Source organism: Lentibacillus populi (assembly GCA_014642895.1).
Lineage (GTDB): Bacteria > Bacillota > Bacilli > Bacillales > Amphibacillaceae > Lentibacillus_C > Lentibacillus_C populi.
In genome coordinates, this window is sequence record BMJD01000023.1 from 37,592 (window position 1) to 55,446 (window position 17,855).

Sequence of the window (17,855 nt, forward strand, 5' to 3'; positions counted from 1 at the left end):
TTTATTTTACCGGGAGGGGGTGACCTGGTGACCTCTACAAGTCTATAAAATAAGTTATCATCATATATATGAAAGGAACGTAACGAATTCACCACTTTCCTATTAAGTGGATATGACGAGGAGGAAGCATATGAAGAAAATACGGAGTAAATTTTTAACCGCCGTAGTACTTATCATTGGTATCGCAGTAATGTTTCCTGTGACCAATGCATTTGCAAGCACCAGCGGAAGTACCCCGGTAAACGTTGCCCATAGGGGGGCATCTGGACAGGCACCGGAGAATACGCTTGCCGCCTTTGACAAAGCAATCGAATTTAATGCGGATTACTTTGAACTTGATGTTCAGATGACGAAAGACGGAAAGTTAATTCTTATGCATGACACGACAGTAGATCGTACAACTGATGGCACTGGAGCAATTAAAGATCTTACCTTTGAAGAAATCAGACGACTAGACGCCGGAAGCTGGTTTGATCAATCATTTGCAGGGGAAACAGTTCCTACCCTCGGAGAAGCATTAGATCGCTACAAGGGGAAAATTGGTATTCTAATAGAATTAAAAAATCCGGAACTTTACCCGGGTATTGAACAGAAAGTAGCAGACGAACTATTGAAACGAAACATGGGGACAACGGATAACAGCGATATAATTGTTCAATCTTTTAATTGGGAATCTATTAAGCAGTTTCACGAAATACTACCGTCAGTTTCAACCGGGGTGTTAATCAGTAATGCGCAGACAATTGAAGGTAAAATCACTAATGAACAGTTAACAAGCTTTCAAACGTATGCTGATTATGCTAATCCTAACAAAGGGTTACTAGATCAAGATACGGTTGATCGTATACATCAGCATAAGCTAAAAACCTGGCCATACACTGTCACAGACAGAGAATGGGCTGTCAGACTTACAGAGTGGGGCGTCGATGGGATTATTACAGATTACCCAATACTTATAAATATGCCAGCTAGTGCAACTACCATTAAAACACTTGTCGAGCGTTTTGAAGGAAAAGAATTATCCAGTACCGAAGCACATTCGTTAAAAGTACACTTAACCGCAGTAAGTCAGTATGAAGAAAAAGGATTGCATGAGAAAGTTATCAAGCACATGAACGGTTTTAATACACTGCTGAACCAACAAAAAGAAAATGGGTTGATTTCTGACCGGGCATTTAATGTACTGCTTGATGAGGCTACTTTTCTTATAGGAAAGTGGTAAGGGGTGGAATTTGGTTTCATGATGAAAACAGTAATCTAACATTATTTCAAGTTACCCCGTAACAGCGTGTTCGAATAATTGAATAAAATGGCAGAAAAATTGGAACAGCATCGTTTCAAGTATCAGAACATACTTCATCGGTTTTTTATAAAAAACAACACACAAGGAGGAATACAGGATGGGAATTAAAAAACAACTTGGCATTGGTATACTGTCCGCAACACTTGGATTAACAATGATAGGAGGAGGAACGTACGCATATTTCAGTGATGATGAAGTGACACAAAATACATTCGCAGCAGGTACCTTGGATCTGACTGCAGAGCCTACTGAAATTATCAATTTGGACAATATAAAACCTGGTGATCACATGGTTCGTACGTTTGAATTGCAAAACAATGGCACACTGGATATTGCAAAGGTATTGTTAGAAACCGACTATTCTATTATTGATGCTAAAAAAGATAACACAGATGACTTTGGCAAGTATATCGAAGTTGAGTTTCTATACAACGCTGATAAATTGGATGAAGTTATCTACAAAACAACGCTGGCAGAGCTAAAAAAGATGAAGCCTGAGACGATAAACAAACACATCTTTTACCCCCAATTTGGTGAAGAGGGGCTTCCCGCTGGCACTATTGACGACTTTGCAGTAAAGTTTAATTTTGTTGATAACGGAAAGGATCAAAATGAATTCCAAGGAGATACCTTAAAACTGGAATGGACATTTAAAGCAGAACAAACAACTGGTGAAGAAAAGTAAGAGTTTAATAGAAAAGTTTTAACCCCCACAACTTTAAAGTTGTGGGGGTTAAAATATTTTTCACTTGCTATTGACCTTTCTATTTACTAATTTGATTAGTTACGGTGTCGATAAGGAGTAATATTGATTTACATTAAGAGAGGGAACGAAACCAATTTCGCTATGGTTCGAAATACGAGATTTCACATACGATCATTCCCAGAATGTCGAACAAAAAGTTTCATACCTAGATGTCCTTATCAACCTAGTTTTATCTATTAGAGGATGTTCAAAAAGTCACCAAATGATAAGCGGCGAATCGTATCGCCCGCTTGCTTTTCCGCTCCTCATGTACCTTTTTATGTACACTCCGGTGCTCAAAGCTACGCCGCCTCGACCTTCTTGCTTCTCATCCGGCGACTTTTTGAACACGCACTATTAGGATATACCTAGGTTTTTTACTATAAAAAAATTATTTTTGGAATACTTTCCAAACCTATAAAAATAATCCACCAAATTATCCTGCTTTTCCAAGCAATCTACCCCAACAATTATTCAATATTACTGCTTCTCTTTCTCTTCACCATTTGTATTGCTAACACAATAATGACCAAACTAAGGCCAATCATATCTGTCCATAATCCGGGGATAACCAACGTTACTGCACCAATTACTGCCAAAATCCTGAGAGGTAAATGAACGTCTGTAAGTAAATATCCTTCCAATCCTGCTCCTAAGGCAATGATACCTAATGCTGCAGTGATAGTTACCCAAATAATCTCTAATGCACTTGTTCCTTGCATGAGCAATTCAGGAGAATATACAAAAACATATGGAACCAGAATACCAGCTGCTGCCAATTTTAAAGAATTAAAACCGGTTCGATTCGGATCACCCCCGGAAATTCCTGCACCAGCAAACGCGGCAAGCGCAACAGGGGGTGTTAAATTTGCCAAAATGCCGAAATAGAACACAAACATATGGGAAACAAAAGGATCGACACCAAACTTTACTAAGGCCGGTGCTGCCATGGAAGATGTAATGATATACGTTGGAATTGACGGTAATCCCATGCCTAAAATAATCGAAGCAAGCATGGTAAAAAACAATGTTAAAATAAGCGTGTTCTGACCCAATACAAGGATAGCGGTCGTCATTTTTAGTCCGAACCCTGTCAAAGATGCAACACCAACAATAATCCCTACCATGGCACATGCCATTGCTACGCCAAGTGCACTGCGCGTTCCCTCTTCCAGTGCCTGCACAATTTTCTTCGGACCTAATCGGGTTGTTTTTCTAAACATGGCAATGACAACGGTCGAAATAATCGCCCATGCAGCGGCATAAATCGGGGTAAAACCGCCAAATAACATATAGATTAAAATAACTAGCGGTATTAACAAATGTCCCCGTTCTTTGATAACTTGCTTCATATTTGGAAGGTCTTTGCGCGATAATCCCCTTAGGCCACGCTTTTTAGCACGAAGGTGAACAACCGTGATCACACCCATGTAGTAGAGAACCCCTGGAAGAACCGCAGCAAGAGCAATTTCGGCGTATGGTTTCCCTAATGTTTCCGCCATAATAAAAGCTGTGGCCCCCATTACCGGCGGAAGCACCTGACCGCCAACAGATGCAGCAGCTTCAACTGCACCAGAGAAGTTTTTCGAGTAGCCCGTCCGCTTCATCAAAGGTATCGTAAACGATCCAGTTGTCACAACATTTGCTATTGCAGAACCGTTAATCGATCCGAGAAATCCACTAGAAATGACAGCCACTTTTGCCGGTCCTCCCGACGTATGACCGGAAATTGCCATTGCAGCATCATTAAATAACTGCCCCATCCCTGTCCGATTCAAAAATGCACCAAATAAGACGAATAAGAAGATGTATGTAGCCGATACCCCGATCGCTGTCCCATATATCCCCTCTGTGGTTAAATACATATAAGTGGCTATATCATCTATTGCATACCCCCGATGTGCAATAACCCGAGGAAGGTATGGACCAAAATAAGCATAAAGTAAAAATAACGAGGCCAAAAGCGTTAACCCATTGCCAACAACACGACGCCCACCTTCAAGCACGAGAATGACAATGAGTATACTAAAAAGCAGGTCGTTTTGATTTGGCAACCCGGCTCGACTGACAATACCTGAATAATCGGCAAAAATATAGACGATAGTTGCAACAGACAATAACGCTAACAATAAGTCGACGACTGTTGCTCGTCTTTGTGGTGCTCTCTTGCGTGATGGATACAGCAAAAACACCAGGGCTAAAATAACACCGGTATGAAGGGCCCGATGTTTCAATGTAACTAATGGGCCGGTAAAAGAAGTAACAAGATGGAATAGTGCCAAGCCAACCGCTAAAAGCGTAACCATTCTAACCATCCATGGTATGTTCAAATTTCTGAATCTGGACTCTGAATCGTATTTCCCAACAAGCTGCTTTTTTTTCTCTTCTGTCAGTTCTTCAGAATGTTTAACCACTTGTCCGTTATGCATTTGGTCCATCCCTCCTTACAATCGCTTGATTTTCAGCCACAACCACTCATACATGCTAACCACTTTGTAATGAATCTGAACGTTAATATTATCAGGAACAACTTGTGAAAGTGGATATTTTTTCGTTTGTTGTTCAAGATAATAATTTGACATCGGAACATAGAAAAGCGAGTAATATGGAATGGTTCGTTCTATCCCTGTCACACGAACAAACTCATTCGCAAGGAATTCCACCTTCCCATCTGTATCAGGAGTACCAGCTCCGTAAGATTTATAGGTGGTAGATTTTAATAACAATTCACCGGTCTTTGTTATCATGTAAGTCTCTTCCCAAGGTGTTAACTCGACTGAATGTCTCCATCCAATTGTTACGTCCTCGTCTTTATCCCATGGAAAAAAGTACAACGAATTCCCTTTATTATTCGTTAGTAATAAACCGGATTGAACTGGAACCATCAGGATCCCAGCCACGACCAAAACCAATCCGCAATAAATGATGATATTTTTCAACATTGGAATGACCCTCTGTGAAGAAATAGTTATTCCGTTATCCCCTGTTCATCAAAATACTTTTTCGCTCCCGGATGAAGTGGTGCCGGAAGATTTTGTAAGGCTTCTTCGATATTTATGTCTTTTGCAGCGTTATGGGTATCTTTTAACTGATCAAGATTTTCAAATATCCCCTTTGTCATTTGATATGCCATCTCATCAGATACATCTTTATGGGTAAGCAATACATTGTTAACGCCAATTGTTGCGACATCATCTTCCATGTCGTATACGTCCTTTGGTACTGTTGTCGGAAAGAACGCATTGTAATCCTTTTGCATTTCCAAGACTTTATCTTCAGCAATTTCTACAACGACAATTTCCTTGTTTGTTTGCAGTTCCAAAACACCAGCATTCGGAAGTCCAGACGAAATAACAACCGCATCGATTGTCCCGTTTTGAATCCCTTCCACCCCTTCAGCGAACGATAGAAAGTCTTCCTCAATATCGTCATACGTCATGTCATATGCTTCCAACACTCGCTTCGCACTAATTTCAGTCCCTGAAGCGGGCGCTCCTACTGCAACATTTTTCCCTTTTAAATCTTCCACCGTTTTAATGCCTGATTCTTTGGTAGCAACGATCTGCAAGTAGTTTGGATATAATGAGGCAATCGATCGCAAATTTTTCTGTGCCCCTTGTTTTGCAAAGCTGTCGATCCCTTCATAGGCGTCGGCAGCAGCATCTCCCATGGAAAAACCAATTTCCGCTTTCCCTTGATTCAATGTTGTGGCATTGGCTGAAGAAGCTGCTGTTGACTGGCTATTGGCATTTGCCCCCATATCCTGGTAAATTTTTGCCATTGCCCCTCCAAGTGGATAATAGACACCGGAAGAGCCACCAGTAAGAATCGTGATAAACTCACCTTTCAGTGGCTGGTCGTTGTCACTGCCAGCATCATTATCACCATTTTCACCATCACTATTTTTGTTACAAGCACTTAAAGCAACTATAAATACAACGAATAAACATAGAGCCGGAAATAATTTTTTCACTATTTTCCCCTCCCTTTGGCTTATATTTTTAAGATGTGTACATGCTGATCGGGTATTAATAATGATTATGCAAGTTTACTGAATTTCATGATTGTCCTGGTCAGCTTGGCCACCTTTTAAAAAAGCGTCAAAAAAAAGAAAGGATATGCAGATAGCATCCTTTCTTTCCGTAGCAATAAACAAATCTCTTATATTCAGTGTCTTTTATACTCCCCGCTTATTTCCCCATAGGTAAGTATGGAGCTGGGGCAACACCCGAACATTTTTTAAGGCCTTACTTTCCATTACCTTTTGTACTAACCAGTCGTACCGATTTAACAGATAGTGCAGTAGCTTATCGTCATCTACATTTTCCGTTTGATCATTGCCAACTTGCAGAAATAGCGGAACATCTGGATATCGCAAATGAACCCTCTTCGCATACTCTAAATCAGTCAAATCAAAAATAACAATCTTTAAACTGCAGGATCCTTTCTGTTTTTCCTTTAATGAAGCAATCATATTATCAAGGATAGCAAAATTTGTTTTCATTTTAGAACTGGGCGGCTTTGGCGATAGGGTTAGCTCATCAATATTGACAAACCAAGGCTGCCACTTGCTTCCTTGTGTCTCAAGGGCGATTTTTATCTGGTTTGCTTGTAATAAATCAACAAAGGCTCCCAGTCCAGAAAGCAAAGCGGGATTGCCGCCAGATATAGTTACATGCGCAAAACGGCCACCTGCCTGCTGATTTAGTTCCTGCCAAATCTTCTCTGGCTCCATCAAGTTAATCTTCTCTTTTTCTGAGCCATCCCAAGTGAATTTCGAATCACACCATGAGCAAGCGTAATCACAGCCCGCGGTTCGAACAAACATAGTTTTTTGCCCAATTACCATTCCTTCCCCTTGAATCGTTGGGCCAAAAATTTCCAGAATAGGCAGTTTCAACGTTCCGCTCCCCCTTTTGGTCGATAGATACAATAACTAGTCGGGGTTTCGCGTAGAAAGACTTGCAGGCATACCGGTTTATTTGCCAACGTTTCTAAATGCCCCTGTATAATATCGTAAATGCTTCTCGCCACCACCTCGGTTGTCGGAAAATAGTCTCCCTGAGCATCTAAAAACGCAGGATCCTTATTCAACGTGGAATGATCAAAACGATTATGGATTAAATCTTTGATCGTTTTAAAATTGATCAGAAAACCAGTGGAATCCAGTGTATTACCAGCAATCGTTACGTTTACAAAATACGTATGGCCATGGGTATACTGACACTTTCCAGCCTCCTCGTCTGCAATATAATGGGCGGCGGCAAAGTGAAAATCTTTATTTAACTCATACAAAAAGTTATGGGCAGGAACGGGATAGATTTGTTGGATCATTTCGTCACCTCATCTCCCCGGCGCATTTCATATTGCTCTAACCCTTTTTGACGGAGTTTGCAGGAAGGGCATTCCCCGCAACCTTCTCCTTTAATCCCGTTGTAGCAAGTTAATGTATGCTCTTTTACAAATTCAAACGCACCAAGCTGATCACTTAATTCCCATACTTCCGACTTATCCCGCCACATTAATGGTGTATGTATCAAAAATTGATCATCCATCGACAAATTTAAGGTTACATTAAGGGATTTGATAAAACTATCCCGACAATCCGGGTAACCACTAAAATCGGTTTCACTTACTCCGGTAATAATATGTTTGGCACCGGTTTGTTTTGCGAGAACAGCAGCAAAGGATAGAAATAACAAATTCCTGCCAGGCACAAATGTTGACGGCATCCCCTCGTCATCTGTAATTTCGATATCATCGCGTGTTAAGGCATTTGGTGCCAATTGGTTTAACAGAGTCATGTCCAGTTCATGTTGCCGGACGTTTAATACATCACAAATCTCTTTTGCGCATTCCAGCTCTGCAATATGGCGCTGCCCATATTGAAATGTCACTGCTTCGACATGCGCAAACTCCCTCAACGCCCAAAACAGACATGTCGTGCTATCCTGTCCGCCACTAAAAACAACTACTGCATTTTGATTATCCATTTCTTTTCCCCTCTCCTTTTGTTAAAAGTGAGTGTTCAAAAAGTTGCCGAATGAGAAGCAAGAAGGTCGAGGCGGCGTAGCTTTGAGCACCGGAATGTACATAAAAAGGTACATGAGGAGCGGGCTTGCACAGGAGGTGCTGACTTCTGCGTTGCCCACAGGACGTGGGCGGTTTTAGCAGAAGATCCCCTTCCGCCAACGACACGATTCGCCGCTTATCATTTGGTGACTTTTTGAACATCCTCTAAAAGGAAGAGATTCAAAAATTCACCATAAAAAAAGACAGCACTAAGAAGCACGCTGCCTTGTCTCCCTAGTTTTTTATAGAGGGATGGTTTCGAACCTCTCCTGCTTACATGCAGATTTTTGATTTAATTGCATATCTAGCTTAGCATGTATGAAAATTCCTGTCACGTGGATAGAAGCTTATTGGTATTAGAAATAACAAGATTTTGACGTATAATACTCTTCCATTTTATTAGTTCCTTAAGTAAAATACGTAGCACATCCATTTAAAATTAGTACGTGCCACACTCTGAAAATATTATAGTGCTAACAAAAAAATATCTTTTATTGGCATTGATTTTTCTGGGCAAGTTCTCCCCTTTTTTTAAATAAACATTGACTCCTTCTTCTAATTTTGCTATTTTATAAATAATTAGAATATTTATAATCAACTATTATGACATTTTTTAAGATATTTTACCCATTTGAAACGCCTCACATATTTCAGTAAGGAGAGATCACCAGATGAGAAAAATCTATACGAACGGAAATTTTTACACGTTCGATCAAGTAAAACCTGCCGTTGAAGCGGTTGTTGTGGAAAATGGCAGGTTTATTGACATGGGAACTACCGAAGACATGGTACTCAACTGGCAACGTCCAGAAGTTAAAACCATTGATTTACATGGAAAAACGGTAACTCCAGGGTTAATCGATAGTCATTTGCACCTTTCAGCAGTTGGACAAAATTTCCTTAACTTGGATTTAACCGGTGTTGCATCCAAACAAGAAATGCTTCAGAAAATTCAACGGAAAGCCATAACATTAAAAGCAGGAGAATGGTTACAGGGAAGAGGCTGGGATGAAAATCTTTTTATCGATGGTGGTATTCCAACGATTGAGGAACTAGACAAAGCTTGTCCATCTCATCCGCTATTTCTTTCACGAGTATGTGGCCATGCTGCACTAGTAAATAGTAAGGCGCTAGAGGTTTGTCATTACCATCCATCGATGACGATACCTGAAGGCGGAACTATTGTGATTGACGAACAAACGAAGAAGCCAACCGGTTTACTGTTAGAATCGGCTGCCGATCTTATAACCCAACATATACCTGAAAGAACGTATGATGAACTGAAAAATACCTTAAGACAGGCGATACAATTTGCCATCACAAAAGGGCTAACAAGTGTCCATACAAATGACCCGCTTTTTTTAGGTGGACTTAATCAAACGTATAAGCTTTACAATGAGTTGCTGAACAAGGAGCAACTAGGACTCCGCTGTAATCTATTAATCAATCATGAGTTTTTGAAAGATCTCAGGGAAAATGGAATGTATGCTGGTTACGGAAATGAAACATTGCAAATAGGTGCGATAAAGATTTTTGCCGATGGTGCACTTGGCAGGAGAACTGCCTTATTATCAGAACCTTATAGTGATGCACCCGATGAATATGGGAAAGCTATGTTTGATCAAGACACACTTTACGAGATTGTTAAAAATGCTCGCTCGCTTTCGATGCCAACTGCCGTACATACGATTGGTGACCAAGCACTTGAAAATGTATTGGATGTTTTGGATCAATTTCCGCCAGTTGCATACCGTGACAGGATTATTCATGTACAAGTGGCACACAACGAACTCATCAAACGTCTGGCAACACCAAGCCGGATTGCAGACATTCAGCCCCGTTTTGTTGTCGGTGACTTTCCTTGGGTGGAGGACCGGCTTGGTGAAGAACGAATTAAGCTTGCCTATGCCTGGAAAACGTTAATCGAATCTGGAGTTATTTGTGCAGGAGGCTCTGATGCACCAGTCGAACCGGTTGACCCGCTCCTGGGAATCCATGCTGCAGTCACAAGAAAGGTTCCCGGACAAACCCATAATGGCTGGAATGCAAAGGAAAAGCTTACAATGACGGAAGCTTTTCACTTATTTACGAAAATGGGTGCCTATCCGACAAATGAAGAAACAGTAAAGGGAACTATTTCACGCGGGAAACTGGCAGACATGACCGTTTACTCCGCTAATCCATTTAAGATGGAAGACCCAGATGCATTATTGAACACGGATATCGAAATGACCATTATTAATGGGGACGTAAAATACGAAAAAAGTCTGGTACCACAGGACCAATAGGAGGGGGATAATTTTATGGGTGATATATTACAGGCCATCACATCGTTCCTATGGGGGCTCCCCCTCATCTTGACCATTCTCTTTGCCGGAGTATATTTTACAATAGGAAGTAAACTGTTTCAGTTCGCTTATTTACCACATATTTTAAAAGAAACACTCATGAAGGTGTTTAAAAAGAAGGAATCTGACGCCGAATCAAAAGGAATCATTTCCTCGTTTGAAGCAGTGAGTACGGCAATCGGCGGTTCGGTAGGGGTTGCAAATATCGGTGGTGTATCCACGGCAATTGCTGTTGGCGGCCCTGGTGCGGTATTTTGGATGTGGATTTGCGCCTTGTTTGGCATGATCATCAAGACAGCTGAGGTAACGCTTTCCGTTCACTACCGAAACACCGATGAAAACGGAGATCCATATGGCGGACCAACTTACTATATGGAAAAAGGGCTTGGGGAGGAAAGAAATTTTAAATACTGGATGATCCCTGCTGTTCTGTTTGGCTTTGGTATTTTTGGGACCTTCTTTGTAACCCTGCAAAATTACACTATTTCCGAAGCCGTAAGTTCAACGTTTGATATTGGCATGATCCCTGTTTCAATTACACTGATGCTGCTCATTTATTATATGATTTACGGCGGCATTAAACACATTAGCAAAGTTGCAGCAAAACTTGTTCCATTTATGGTCTTGTTTTACGTGCTCGCCGGCATTTTTATTATTTTGAGCCACTTCAGCCAAATCGGAAATGTATTCTCCATTATTTTTCAAGGGGCATTTGGCGGGACCGCAGCAGTAGGCGGATTCACAGGAGCAGCAGTTGCTCAGGTTATTCGCATGGGTCTAGCCAGATCAGTTTACAGTAATGAAGCCGGCTGGGGAACATCGCCTATGGTTCATTCTACAGCGAAGACAGATCACCCGGTAAAACAAGGAATTTGGGGTGCTTTTGAAGTTTTTGTGGATACCATCATTGTCTGCTCGATAACGGCATTTACGATTATCATCACTGGCAAATGGGCCACAGGATTATCAGGTGCAGAACTGACCTTGTCAGCCTTTGAAGCCGGTGTTGGCGATTTCGGCCGGATTATTATTACCCTTTCCATTTTCCTGTTTGGTTTAACAACTACATCAGGCTGGTACTTATATTACGAGATACTGCTTCGCCACTTGTTTAAAAACAAGAACGTAAAAATTAAAAAATGGTTCTTAAAATTTTTTAATTGGTTTTATCCTATCCCAGGTACACTAATGGTCATTTATGCTGTCAGCTTTGGTCTGCCAGGTCAAACTATCTGGTATTTCGCGGATATTACATCGGCAATTCCAACCTTCATCAACGTCGTCGTCATTCTGATTTTAAGCAAAAAATTCTTCGCATTGCTTCATGATTACAAAGCAAGATATTTGGGGATTGGAAAAATTGATCCTGATTTTGCATTGTTTTATGAGGATGAGAAGAAGGGTTCGGTGGATAAGAAGGATATTTTATAGGATTGATTTAAAAGCCACTAGATTCATGATCAAGTGGCTTCCTTGAGAATATTATTCAATCAAGATAAAAGAGTTGAAGGAATAAATGATTTGGTAACGGGATATAGAAAGCATCAATATCCGGATCGTCCAGTAATTTTTTCATAGCTATCATAGGATTATCTATGGTAAAAGTATCTGCAGACGCTTGTTCCTTTTCATTTAAAAAGCCGCAACTTTGTCCAATGTTACGACTTTTTAATAGATGCTAAATTGCAATCACACCAACAATCAAGGCAATGATCAATAACACAATACTAAGTCCCCACATCCACACAAGAGAATAGCGGATGTGACGTCCCATTTCCAGACCTGCCAAACCTAAAGCCAGCCAAAGTGCCGGGGAAAATGGACTGACAAATGTACCGACAATGTTGCCAATAATCATGGCATAGGCAGTTGATAAGGAACCGATTTCAAAGCCTGTTGCAATTTGATCCACGACCGGAAGCAAAGCAAAATAATAAGCATCCGTACTTAACAATAAGTCAAACGGTACACCGAAGAATCCAATAATAAGATGCAAGTATGGTGCAACGATTGCAGGCAGTACCTTTACAATATCTTTTGCAATCGAATCCAGCATTCCCGTTCCAGATAATATTCCTAAAAATGAGCCAGCCGCAAGAATAATCGTTGCCATCATTAACGCATTCGGTGCATGGGCACGAATCCTGGCTATTTGATCGTTTACGTTCGGATAGTTAAGTGGCAAAGCAATACTGACACCTATCATGAAGGCAAAACCTGCCGGGATAATCCCCCAAACTAAAACACCAATAACAGCAATAGCTAATATAACGTTGATCCAAAGTAATTTTGGACGTGCAAGGGAGACATCTTTATCAGCAGCACTTGTATCTTCCACGGCAGGCTCATCATCAAAAACTGCCTCAGCAGTCGCAGCCAGCTCTATTTGACCATATCGCTTGGTGATTCTGCGCTTTTCCATATATCCGAGGAAAACAGCCAAGCCGATCATCAGCACCATCCCGATAGCCTGGATGGGGATGAGCGGTCTCCATAATTCGGTAACATCCATGCCTAAAACAGACGCAGTTCGCCCTAAAGGACCTGCCCATGGCAACATATTCATAATACTGGCACTTCCCCCAATTAATAAAAGCAGCAAATACGGATTCATTTTCAACCGTTTATACAGTGGAAGCAATGCTGGAATCGTTATCAAAAAAGTTGATGCACCGGATCCATCCAATTGAGCAATTGCCGCAATAATCACACTTCCGACACTTACCGCGATAACATTCCCGCGTGAAATGGCAATCATTTTGTTGATTAACGGATCAAACAGTCCAGCATCCTGCATAATACCGAAAAACAGAATCGCAAAAATAAACATAATCACTACTTCAATAACATCAACAATTCCCTCATTAAAAAAGTCACCAATTGCCTCCATCCCGAATCCAGCAGCAAAAGCGCCGAGAATAGGGACTAAAACCAATGCAATAATCGGCGTAACTTTCCCGCTTATAAGTAATAACACAATAATTAATATGGTTGCAAACCCGATTATACTAAGACTTAACATCTCTTTCTCCTTTCCGCTTTCCTCAAAAATCATAGATGAAAACGTTAACAGATTATCCAAAAAAAAAGATCTTTTCTTTTTTTGATATTAAAAAAATACCATGGATAAAGCGGGGGAGAAACCTTCTTGTCATAAGTGATTTATTCGCTATATTTTGCATTTTGTTCATAAGTTTCACAGGTCGGTAGCAGGACATGACTTCCGTATTAAAACCACGTCAGCGATAGACATAGTTTTAATTTCGAATATATTGCCGCTCAGGTCTGCCAACGGTCCCATATTTTAGTGTTGTCCGAATTTCTTTAATCGACACCAAATATTCCAAATAGCGACGGGCAGTGGAACGGCTTGTGCCGATTTGCTTACTCAATTCTACAGCAGTGATTCCGTCTCCCTTTTTATCTGCCAATAAATGGGTAACCTCGTCCAACGTAATCGGATCAATCCCCTTTGGCAAATGGTGATTCGACTTTTCGGCAGAAACGGAAAAATCACGTACTCCGGTAATGAAATCAATATCCGCTTGCTCCATTGCTTCCTTCGACGCCAGAAATTCGTGCTGTTGTTTGTAACGTCGTAACGTTTGGTTAAAACGGCTCGCATCTGCTGGTTTTACAATATAATCAAAAATACCAGCCCGCAAAGCCTTCGTAACTGTTTCTTCTTCTTTGGCAGCTGTCACAATCACGATATCCATGGCTCGATAGGTTGTACGAAGCCGCCAAAGCAATTCCAGGCCTTCCACATCGGGTATATAGATGTCCAGTATAATCAGGTCTGGCTGACGCTCTTTGTTTTGCAGATGGGCGAATGCTTCCTTCGCCGTTTTCACGCAATCCTGAACAACAAACCCTTCTACTTTTTCAACAAATTGACGATGAATAGCTGCAATCCGAAAATCATCTTCTACAATGAGTACATGAAACTTTTCATTCATTCTTATCTTCTCCTTTATCCTTAGGCAGGATTATCACAAAGCAGGCACCACCCAGTTCTCCGTCTTCCAGCATAATTGCTCCGCCTATATCCTGTAGCATACGATTACTTAGTGGTAAGCCTGTCCCACGATGGGAACCAGTCTTTGTAGAAAATCCCTGTTCAAAAATATGGGCTGCGTCTTCCTTTGCAATACCCGGGCCAGAATCTTCTATCTCGATTAATACATCTTCTCCAATATCCGTAAAGAAAATAGAAATTACCCGTTTGCCCTCTATGTTTCTTACTGCCTCCATTGCATTTTCGATCAAATTCCCAAGCGCCGTCAGCAGTGCGTCCTGTTTTTCCCCATTGAAACAATAAGCAAGCTGACTATCTGGGTCAACGGACATGGTGATACCAAGTTCATTTGCCTGATTAAATTTACCTTGCAGGAGGCCGTGAATCATCGGATCTGCAACATGATCCAGCAGAAACTGGGACCATTCCTGCTGCACATTATTTTCCTTTTTGATAAAATCGATCGCTTCCTGTTTTTGATCTAACTGAAGCAAGCCTAGAATAGTATAAAGCTTGTTGGAAAATTCATGGGTCTGCGCGCGTTGTGCATTGGCAAATTGTTTAATTTGCATGAGTTCATTTGTCAGATGCGCAAGTTCCGTTTTTTTACGAAAAGTCGACACGGCACCAACAATTCTTTTATCCTGATAGATTGGCATCCGGTTTACCAGCACAATATTTTCTCCAAGAACCATTTCCCTATTATAATGGCTTTCTCCATGTTGTAAAACTGTAAATAAATCCGTATGTCGCAATAGTTCCTTAATTGGTCTGCCCAGGAACTGATTGTCTTGGTCAATTTGTTTGAATAGAATCCACTGTGCCGCCACATTCATCATCGTAATTGTACCTTTTTCATTTACTGCAATAATCCCTTCGTGTGTAGACTGCAAAATTGCTTCCTTTTGCACTAATAAATCGGAAATTTCCTCTGGTTCCATGTCTGATAACAGCTTTTTAAGGTAATTTGAGATGAAAATGGCACCAATAATCCCAAGTAAAGTAATTGCTACAAGTGTGAGCCATAATGATTTGCTCTGATTTTTGATAATACCTTGTACATCATGATTCAAAAAACCAACAGAAACAACGCCGATAATTTCCCCATTATCTGCAAAAACAGGCACCTTTCCCCGTATCGACAATCCGAGCGATCCAACTCTTTTCGATATGTAGGACTCCCCTTTTAGCAAGGCTCGCTCATTATCACCGCCGATCATCTTTTTCCCGATTTGATTGGCCTCTGGATGGGAATAGCGGATCCCCTCTCGATTTCCGACAACGATAAATTCAGCTTCTGTATCTTGTTGAATCGGCGTTACAATCTGCTGGATGACCGATGCAGGATCTTCCAGTTGAAAAGCCTGCTTAATTTCTGGGATATTAGCAACACTTTGCGCCACACTCAATGCACGTTTGCCGATTTGATCTTCCATGGTAGTGGAAATAAAAGAACGAAGAAATAAGCCGAAAATGACAAATATCCCGATAATCAGCAAACTTATCAAGGCAATCATTTTTAGCTTTAAGTTAAATTTTATTTTTGGGTGGATAACTGGCTTCTTGGATGTATGAATCATGAATGGATAGCTCCCCTGACGTTACGAATTGAACTGTTTCTATTGTAATTATAACACGGCAAAATTTAGCTCTACGATTATGAAGGAAGTGCTATAATACTATTCAAGAGAATCTGCTAAATTCACCTGACCATACACTACTTACGGGGGAGTTAAATAAATAAGCTTGTTTAAATAGTTAATAAGCTCCTATGACATGTATGGATATTATTCGATAAAACCAGGGAAGTATATGGACTCGGTCTCAAACTGGAATTGGAAAAATTTAATCCGAAATTGAGCAACAAAATTAAAGAACCAGGAACATCTGAAGTGGCCAAGTTTTACTAGTATTTTTGTATTAATTCACTCTAAGCCTTTCTGTTCTTTAGTCAACCACGTCATGATCCAATACCTCCCTAAATTACAAAACCCCAATATAAAAAAATGCTTACAAACACTAGGCATACCCAAATTAACATGGAAAGGAAACCGGCACGTAATAAATCTTGATGGGTAAAATATCCATACGAGTAACTAATTAAATGGACTGGTGATTGTGTTATCAATAAAAATCCGGGAACACCAGCTAAATAGACCCCCATCGCTAATGTTAATGGAGAAATGCCAGCTATCTGCTCTCCTAGAGTTATCGCTAAAGGAAGCATAATAGTCAAAAACCCAAGTACATTGACAAAAACAACCCGAATAAATGCGGTAAAAACAATCAAACCCATTACAAGAAAAATAGTAGGGAAATTTTGTGAATGTTCAACCACATATGCAGCAACCGTTTCTATCAATCCCGTATTTATCAGCATATTGGATAGCATTAACGTAGATGAAAAGAAAATCATCATATTCCAATCCACACTTTGCTGTGCCTCATCCCAATCCATCACACCGATAGAAGGCAACACCGTTAAACTTGCTCCCAACAGACCAATTAAAGGAATCGAATAGCCATGTAATGGTTCAGTCAGCCATAATAAAAGCGTAATCCCCATAATAAAAATCATTTTTACTTCCTGGCTACTCCAACTCCCCAATTCATCCATCTTGGAACGGATCAGGTTTTTCACCATTTGCTGATCGACCTTTTCAACCGGAAAAACGCGCTGGAATAAAATCCATAATAAGAAAATAAATATAAAAATAGGCAACCCTAAATATAACATCCAATGAAAATAGGTAATGGTGTCGGAAATAGAAGAAAACATGCCAAACGCATAAATCGTCGAACTAGCCCCCGTTGGCACAAAAGCTGCAGCAATAGGGCTTACATAAGTTATGCCGATAAAAAAGGATTTAGATAAATTGGACGTTGCCTGAATCTTTTTTAAACTACTAATAATATCATGCAATATCGAACTGATTAAACTTCCTTTTCCAATGTTAGAGGGAATGAAAAACGTTAAAATAAACGATAATAGAAATGATACAAATAACAACAGTTTCCCGGATCCCCTAGCCCAGGTCAAAATATATAATGAAATCCTGCTGGCCAGTCCTGTGCTGATAAAGGCATGGGACAATATAAAAATGGAAAATAATAACCAGACCAGACTGGATCCAAAGTAACTTAATGTTTCATCATAACTAAAGAAATGAAATGATAACAATAGAATTAGCAATACCGAACTAAATGCTAGAGGGAACACTCTCCCAATCCAGAGAATCTGAATAATAATGAGTGCTCCCAATGCTTTCGTTTCGAGACTCCATTCTATTAAAGGAGAAAAAAACAAGATATACAGAATGACAATCAAAATCAAAAGCAACTTTTTCTTCATTATATTACCGCCTCACA

14 protein-coding genes and 1 riboswitch are annotated in these 17,855 nt (G+C 40.4%); of the genes, 4 read left to right on the top strand and 10 right to left on the bottom strand.

The genetic code is table 11. The features are described 5' to 3' along the window. Positions 1-130 precede the first annotated feature (130 nt). Both IEX12_RS13825 and IEX12_RS13830 read left to right on the top strand, forming a co-directional pair. Entirely contained in the window at positions 131-1,222 is a 1,092-nt protein-coding gene (locus tag IEX12_RS13825) for a glycerophosphodiester phosphodiesterase (protein WP_155554462.1), read from the top strand. 178 nt (positions 1,223-1,400) lie between these two features. Continuing rightward, the gene (locus IEX12_RS13830; protein ID WP_088052764.1) at positions 1,401-1,988 is read left to right on the top strand and encodes a CalY family protein; all 588 of its coding nucleotides are present in this window, start codon (positions 1,401-1,403) and stop codon (positions 1,986-1,988) included. 530 nt (positions 1,989-2,518) lie between these two features. Here the strand turns inward: IEX12_RS13830 and IEX12_RS13835 are convergent. From IEX12_RS13835 to queC, 6 genes are all read right to left on the bottom strand, one after another. Further along, positions 2,519-4,477, bottom strand: coding sequence for a TRAP transporter permease (locus IEX12_RS13835; protein ID WP_088052763.1), 1,959 nt, complete (start codon positions 4,475-4,477; stop codon positions 2,519-2,521). A gap of 15 nt (positions 4,478-4,492) precedes the next feature. Beyond that, entirely contained in the window at positions 4,493-4,990 is a 498-nt protein-coding gene (locus IEX12_RS13840; protein WP_088052762.1) for a DUF1850 domain-containing protein, read from the bottom strand. A gap of 26 nt (positions 4,991-5,016) precedes the next feature. After that, on the bottom strand, positions 5,017-6,021 hold the full coding sequence (locus tag IEX12_RS13845) for a TAXI family TRAP transporter solute-binding subunit (RefSeq protein WP_188725385.1): 1,005 nt from the start codon (positions 6,019-6,021) through the stop codon (positions 5,017-5,019). Positions 6,022-6,225: 204 nt separating this feature from the next. Next, a complete protein-coding gene (gene queE / locus IEX12_RS13850) occupies positions 6,226-6,948 on the bottom strand; it encodes a 7-carboxy-7-deazaguanine synthase QueE (protein ID WP_088052760.1) in 723 nt (240 codons plus the stop codon). Continuing rightward, the gene (gene queD / locus IEX12_RS13855) at positions 6,945-7,382 is read right to left on the bottom strand and encodes a 6-carboxytetrahydropterin synthase QueD (RefSeq protein ID WP_088052759.1); all 438 of its coding nucleotides are present in this window, start codon (positions 7,380-7,382) and stop codon (positions 6,945-6,947) included. The genes queE and queD overlap by 4 nt, the downstream gene beginning before the upstream one ends. After that, on the bottom strand, positions 7,379-8,041 hold the full coding sequence (gene queC, locus IEX12_RS13860; RefSeq protein ID WP_102414797.1) for a 7-cyano-7-deazaguanine synthase QueC: 663 nt from the start codon (positions 8,039-8,041) through the stop codon (positions 7,379-7,381). Before queC ends, queD begins: the two co-directional genes overlap by 4 nt. 307 nt (positions 8,042-8,348) lie before the next feature. Beyond that, positions 8,349-8,393, bottom strand: a riboswitch (PreQ1 riboswitch). A gap of 398 nt (positions 8,394-8,791) precedes the next feature. Between queC and IEX12_RS13865 the strand changes: the two genes are divergently transcribed. Both IEX12_RS13865 and IEX12_RS13870 read left to right on the top strand, forming a co-directional pair. Beyond that, complete coding sequence (locus IEX12_RS13865; RefSeq protein WP_102414796.1) at positions 8,792-10,408, top strand: amidohydrolase; 1,617 nt, start codon at positions 8,792-8,794, stop codon at positions 10,406-10,408. A 15-nt stretch (positions 10,409-10,423) separates the two neighbouring features. Further along, complete coding sequence (locus IEX12_RS13870) at positions 10,424-11,899, top strand: alanine/glycine:cation symporter family protein (RefSeq protein ID WP_188725386.1); 1,476 nt, start codon at positions 10,424-10,426, stop codon at positions 11,897-11,899. 247 nt (positions 11,900-12,146) lie between these two features. Here the strand turns inward: IEX12_RS13870 and IEX12_RS13875 are convergent, their stop codons facing one another. From IEX12_RS13875 to IEX12_RS13890, 4 genes are all read right to left on the bottom strand, one after another. After that, positions 12,147-13,490: a CitMHS family transporter gene (locus tag IEX12_RS13875; RefSeq protein ID WP_188725387.1), complete on the bottom strand. Its 1,344-nt coding sequence runs from the start codon at positions 13,488-13,490 to the stop codon at positions 12,147-12,149. A gap of 235 nt (positions 13,491-13,725) precedes the next feature. Next, on the bottom strand, positions 13,726-14,427 hold the full coding sequence (locus IEX12_RS13880; RefSeq protein WP_155554457.1) for a response regulator: 702 nt from the start codon (positions 14,425-14,427) through the stop codon (positions 13,726-13,728). Further along, on the bottom strand, positions 14,420-16,066 hold the full coding sequence (locus IEX12_RS13885) for an ATP-binding protein (protein ID WP_155554456.1): 1,647 nt from the start codon (positions 16,064-16,066) through the stop codon (positions 14,420-14,422). Before IEX12_RS13885 ends, IEX12_RS13880 begins: the two co-directional genes overlap by 8 nt. A 398-nt stretch (positions 16,067-16,464) precedes the next feature. After that, on the bottom strand, positions 16,465-17,838 hold the full coding sequence (locus IEX12_RS13890) for an SLC13 family permease (RefSeq protein ID WP_155554455.1): 1,374 nt from the start codon (positions 17,836-17,838) through the stop codon (positions 16,465-16,467). Positions 17,839-17,855 lie beyond the last annotated feature (17 nt).

Coding starts and splice junctions, on each gene's coding strand:
- IEX12_RS13825 (WP_155554462.1), top strand. CDS start 131: ATGAAGAAAATACGGAGTAAATTTTTAACCGCCGTAGTACTTATCATT.
- IEX12_RS13830 (WP_088052764.1), top strand. CDS start 1,401: ATGGGAATTAAAAAACAACTTGGCATTGGTATACTGTCCGCAACACTT.
- IEX12_RS13835 (WP_088052763.1), bottom strand. CDS start 4,477: ATGCATAACGGACAAGTGGTTAAACATTCTGAAGAACTGACAGAAGAG.
- IEX12_RS13840 (WP_088052762.1), bottom strand. CDS start 4,990: ATGTTGAAAAATATCATCATTTATTGCGGATTGGTTTTGGTCGTGGCT.
- queD (WP_088052759.1), bottom strand. CDS start 7,382: ATGATCCAACAAATCTATCCCGTTCCTGCCCATAACTTTTTGTATGAG.
- queC (WP_102414797.1), bottom strand. CDS start 8,041: ATGGATAATCAAAATGCAGTAGTTGTTTTTAGTGGCGGACAGGATAGC.
- IEX12_RS13865 (WP_102414796.1), top strand. CDS start 8,792: ATGAGAAAAATCTATACGAACGGAAATTTTTACACGTTCGATCAAGTA.
- IEX12_RS13870 (WP_188725386.1), top strand. CDS start 10,424: ATGGGTGATATATTACAGGCCATCACATCGTTCCTATGGGGGCTCCCC.
- IEX12_RS13875 (WP_188725387.1), bottom strand. CDS start 13,490: ATGTTAAGTCTTAGTATAATCGGGTTTGCAACCATATTAATTATTGTG.
- IEX12_RS13880 (WP_155554457.1), bottom strand. CDS start 14,427: ATGAATGAAAAGTTTCATGTACTCATTGTAGAAGATGATTTTCGGATT.
- IEX12_RS13885 (WP_155554456.1), bottom strand. CDS start 16,066: ATGATTCATACATCCAAGAAGCCAGTTATCCACCCAAAAATAAAATTT.
- IEX12_RS13890 (WP_155554455.1), bottom strand. CDS start 17,838: ATGAAGAAAAAGTTGCTTTTGATTTTGATTGTCATTCTGTATATCTTG.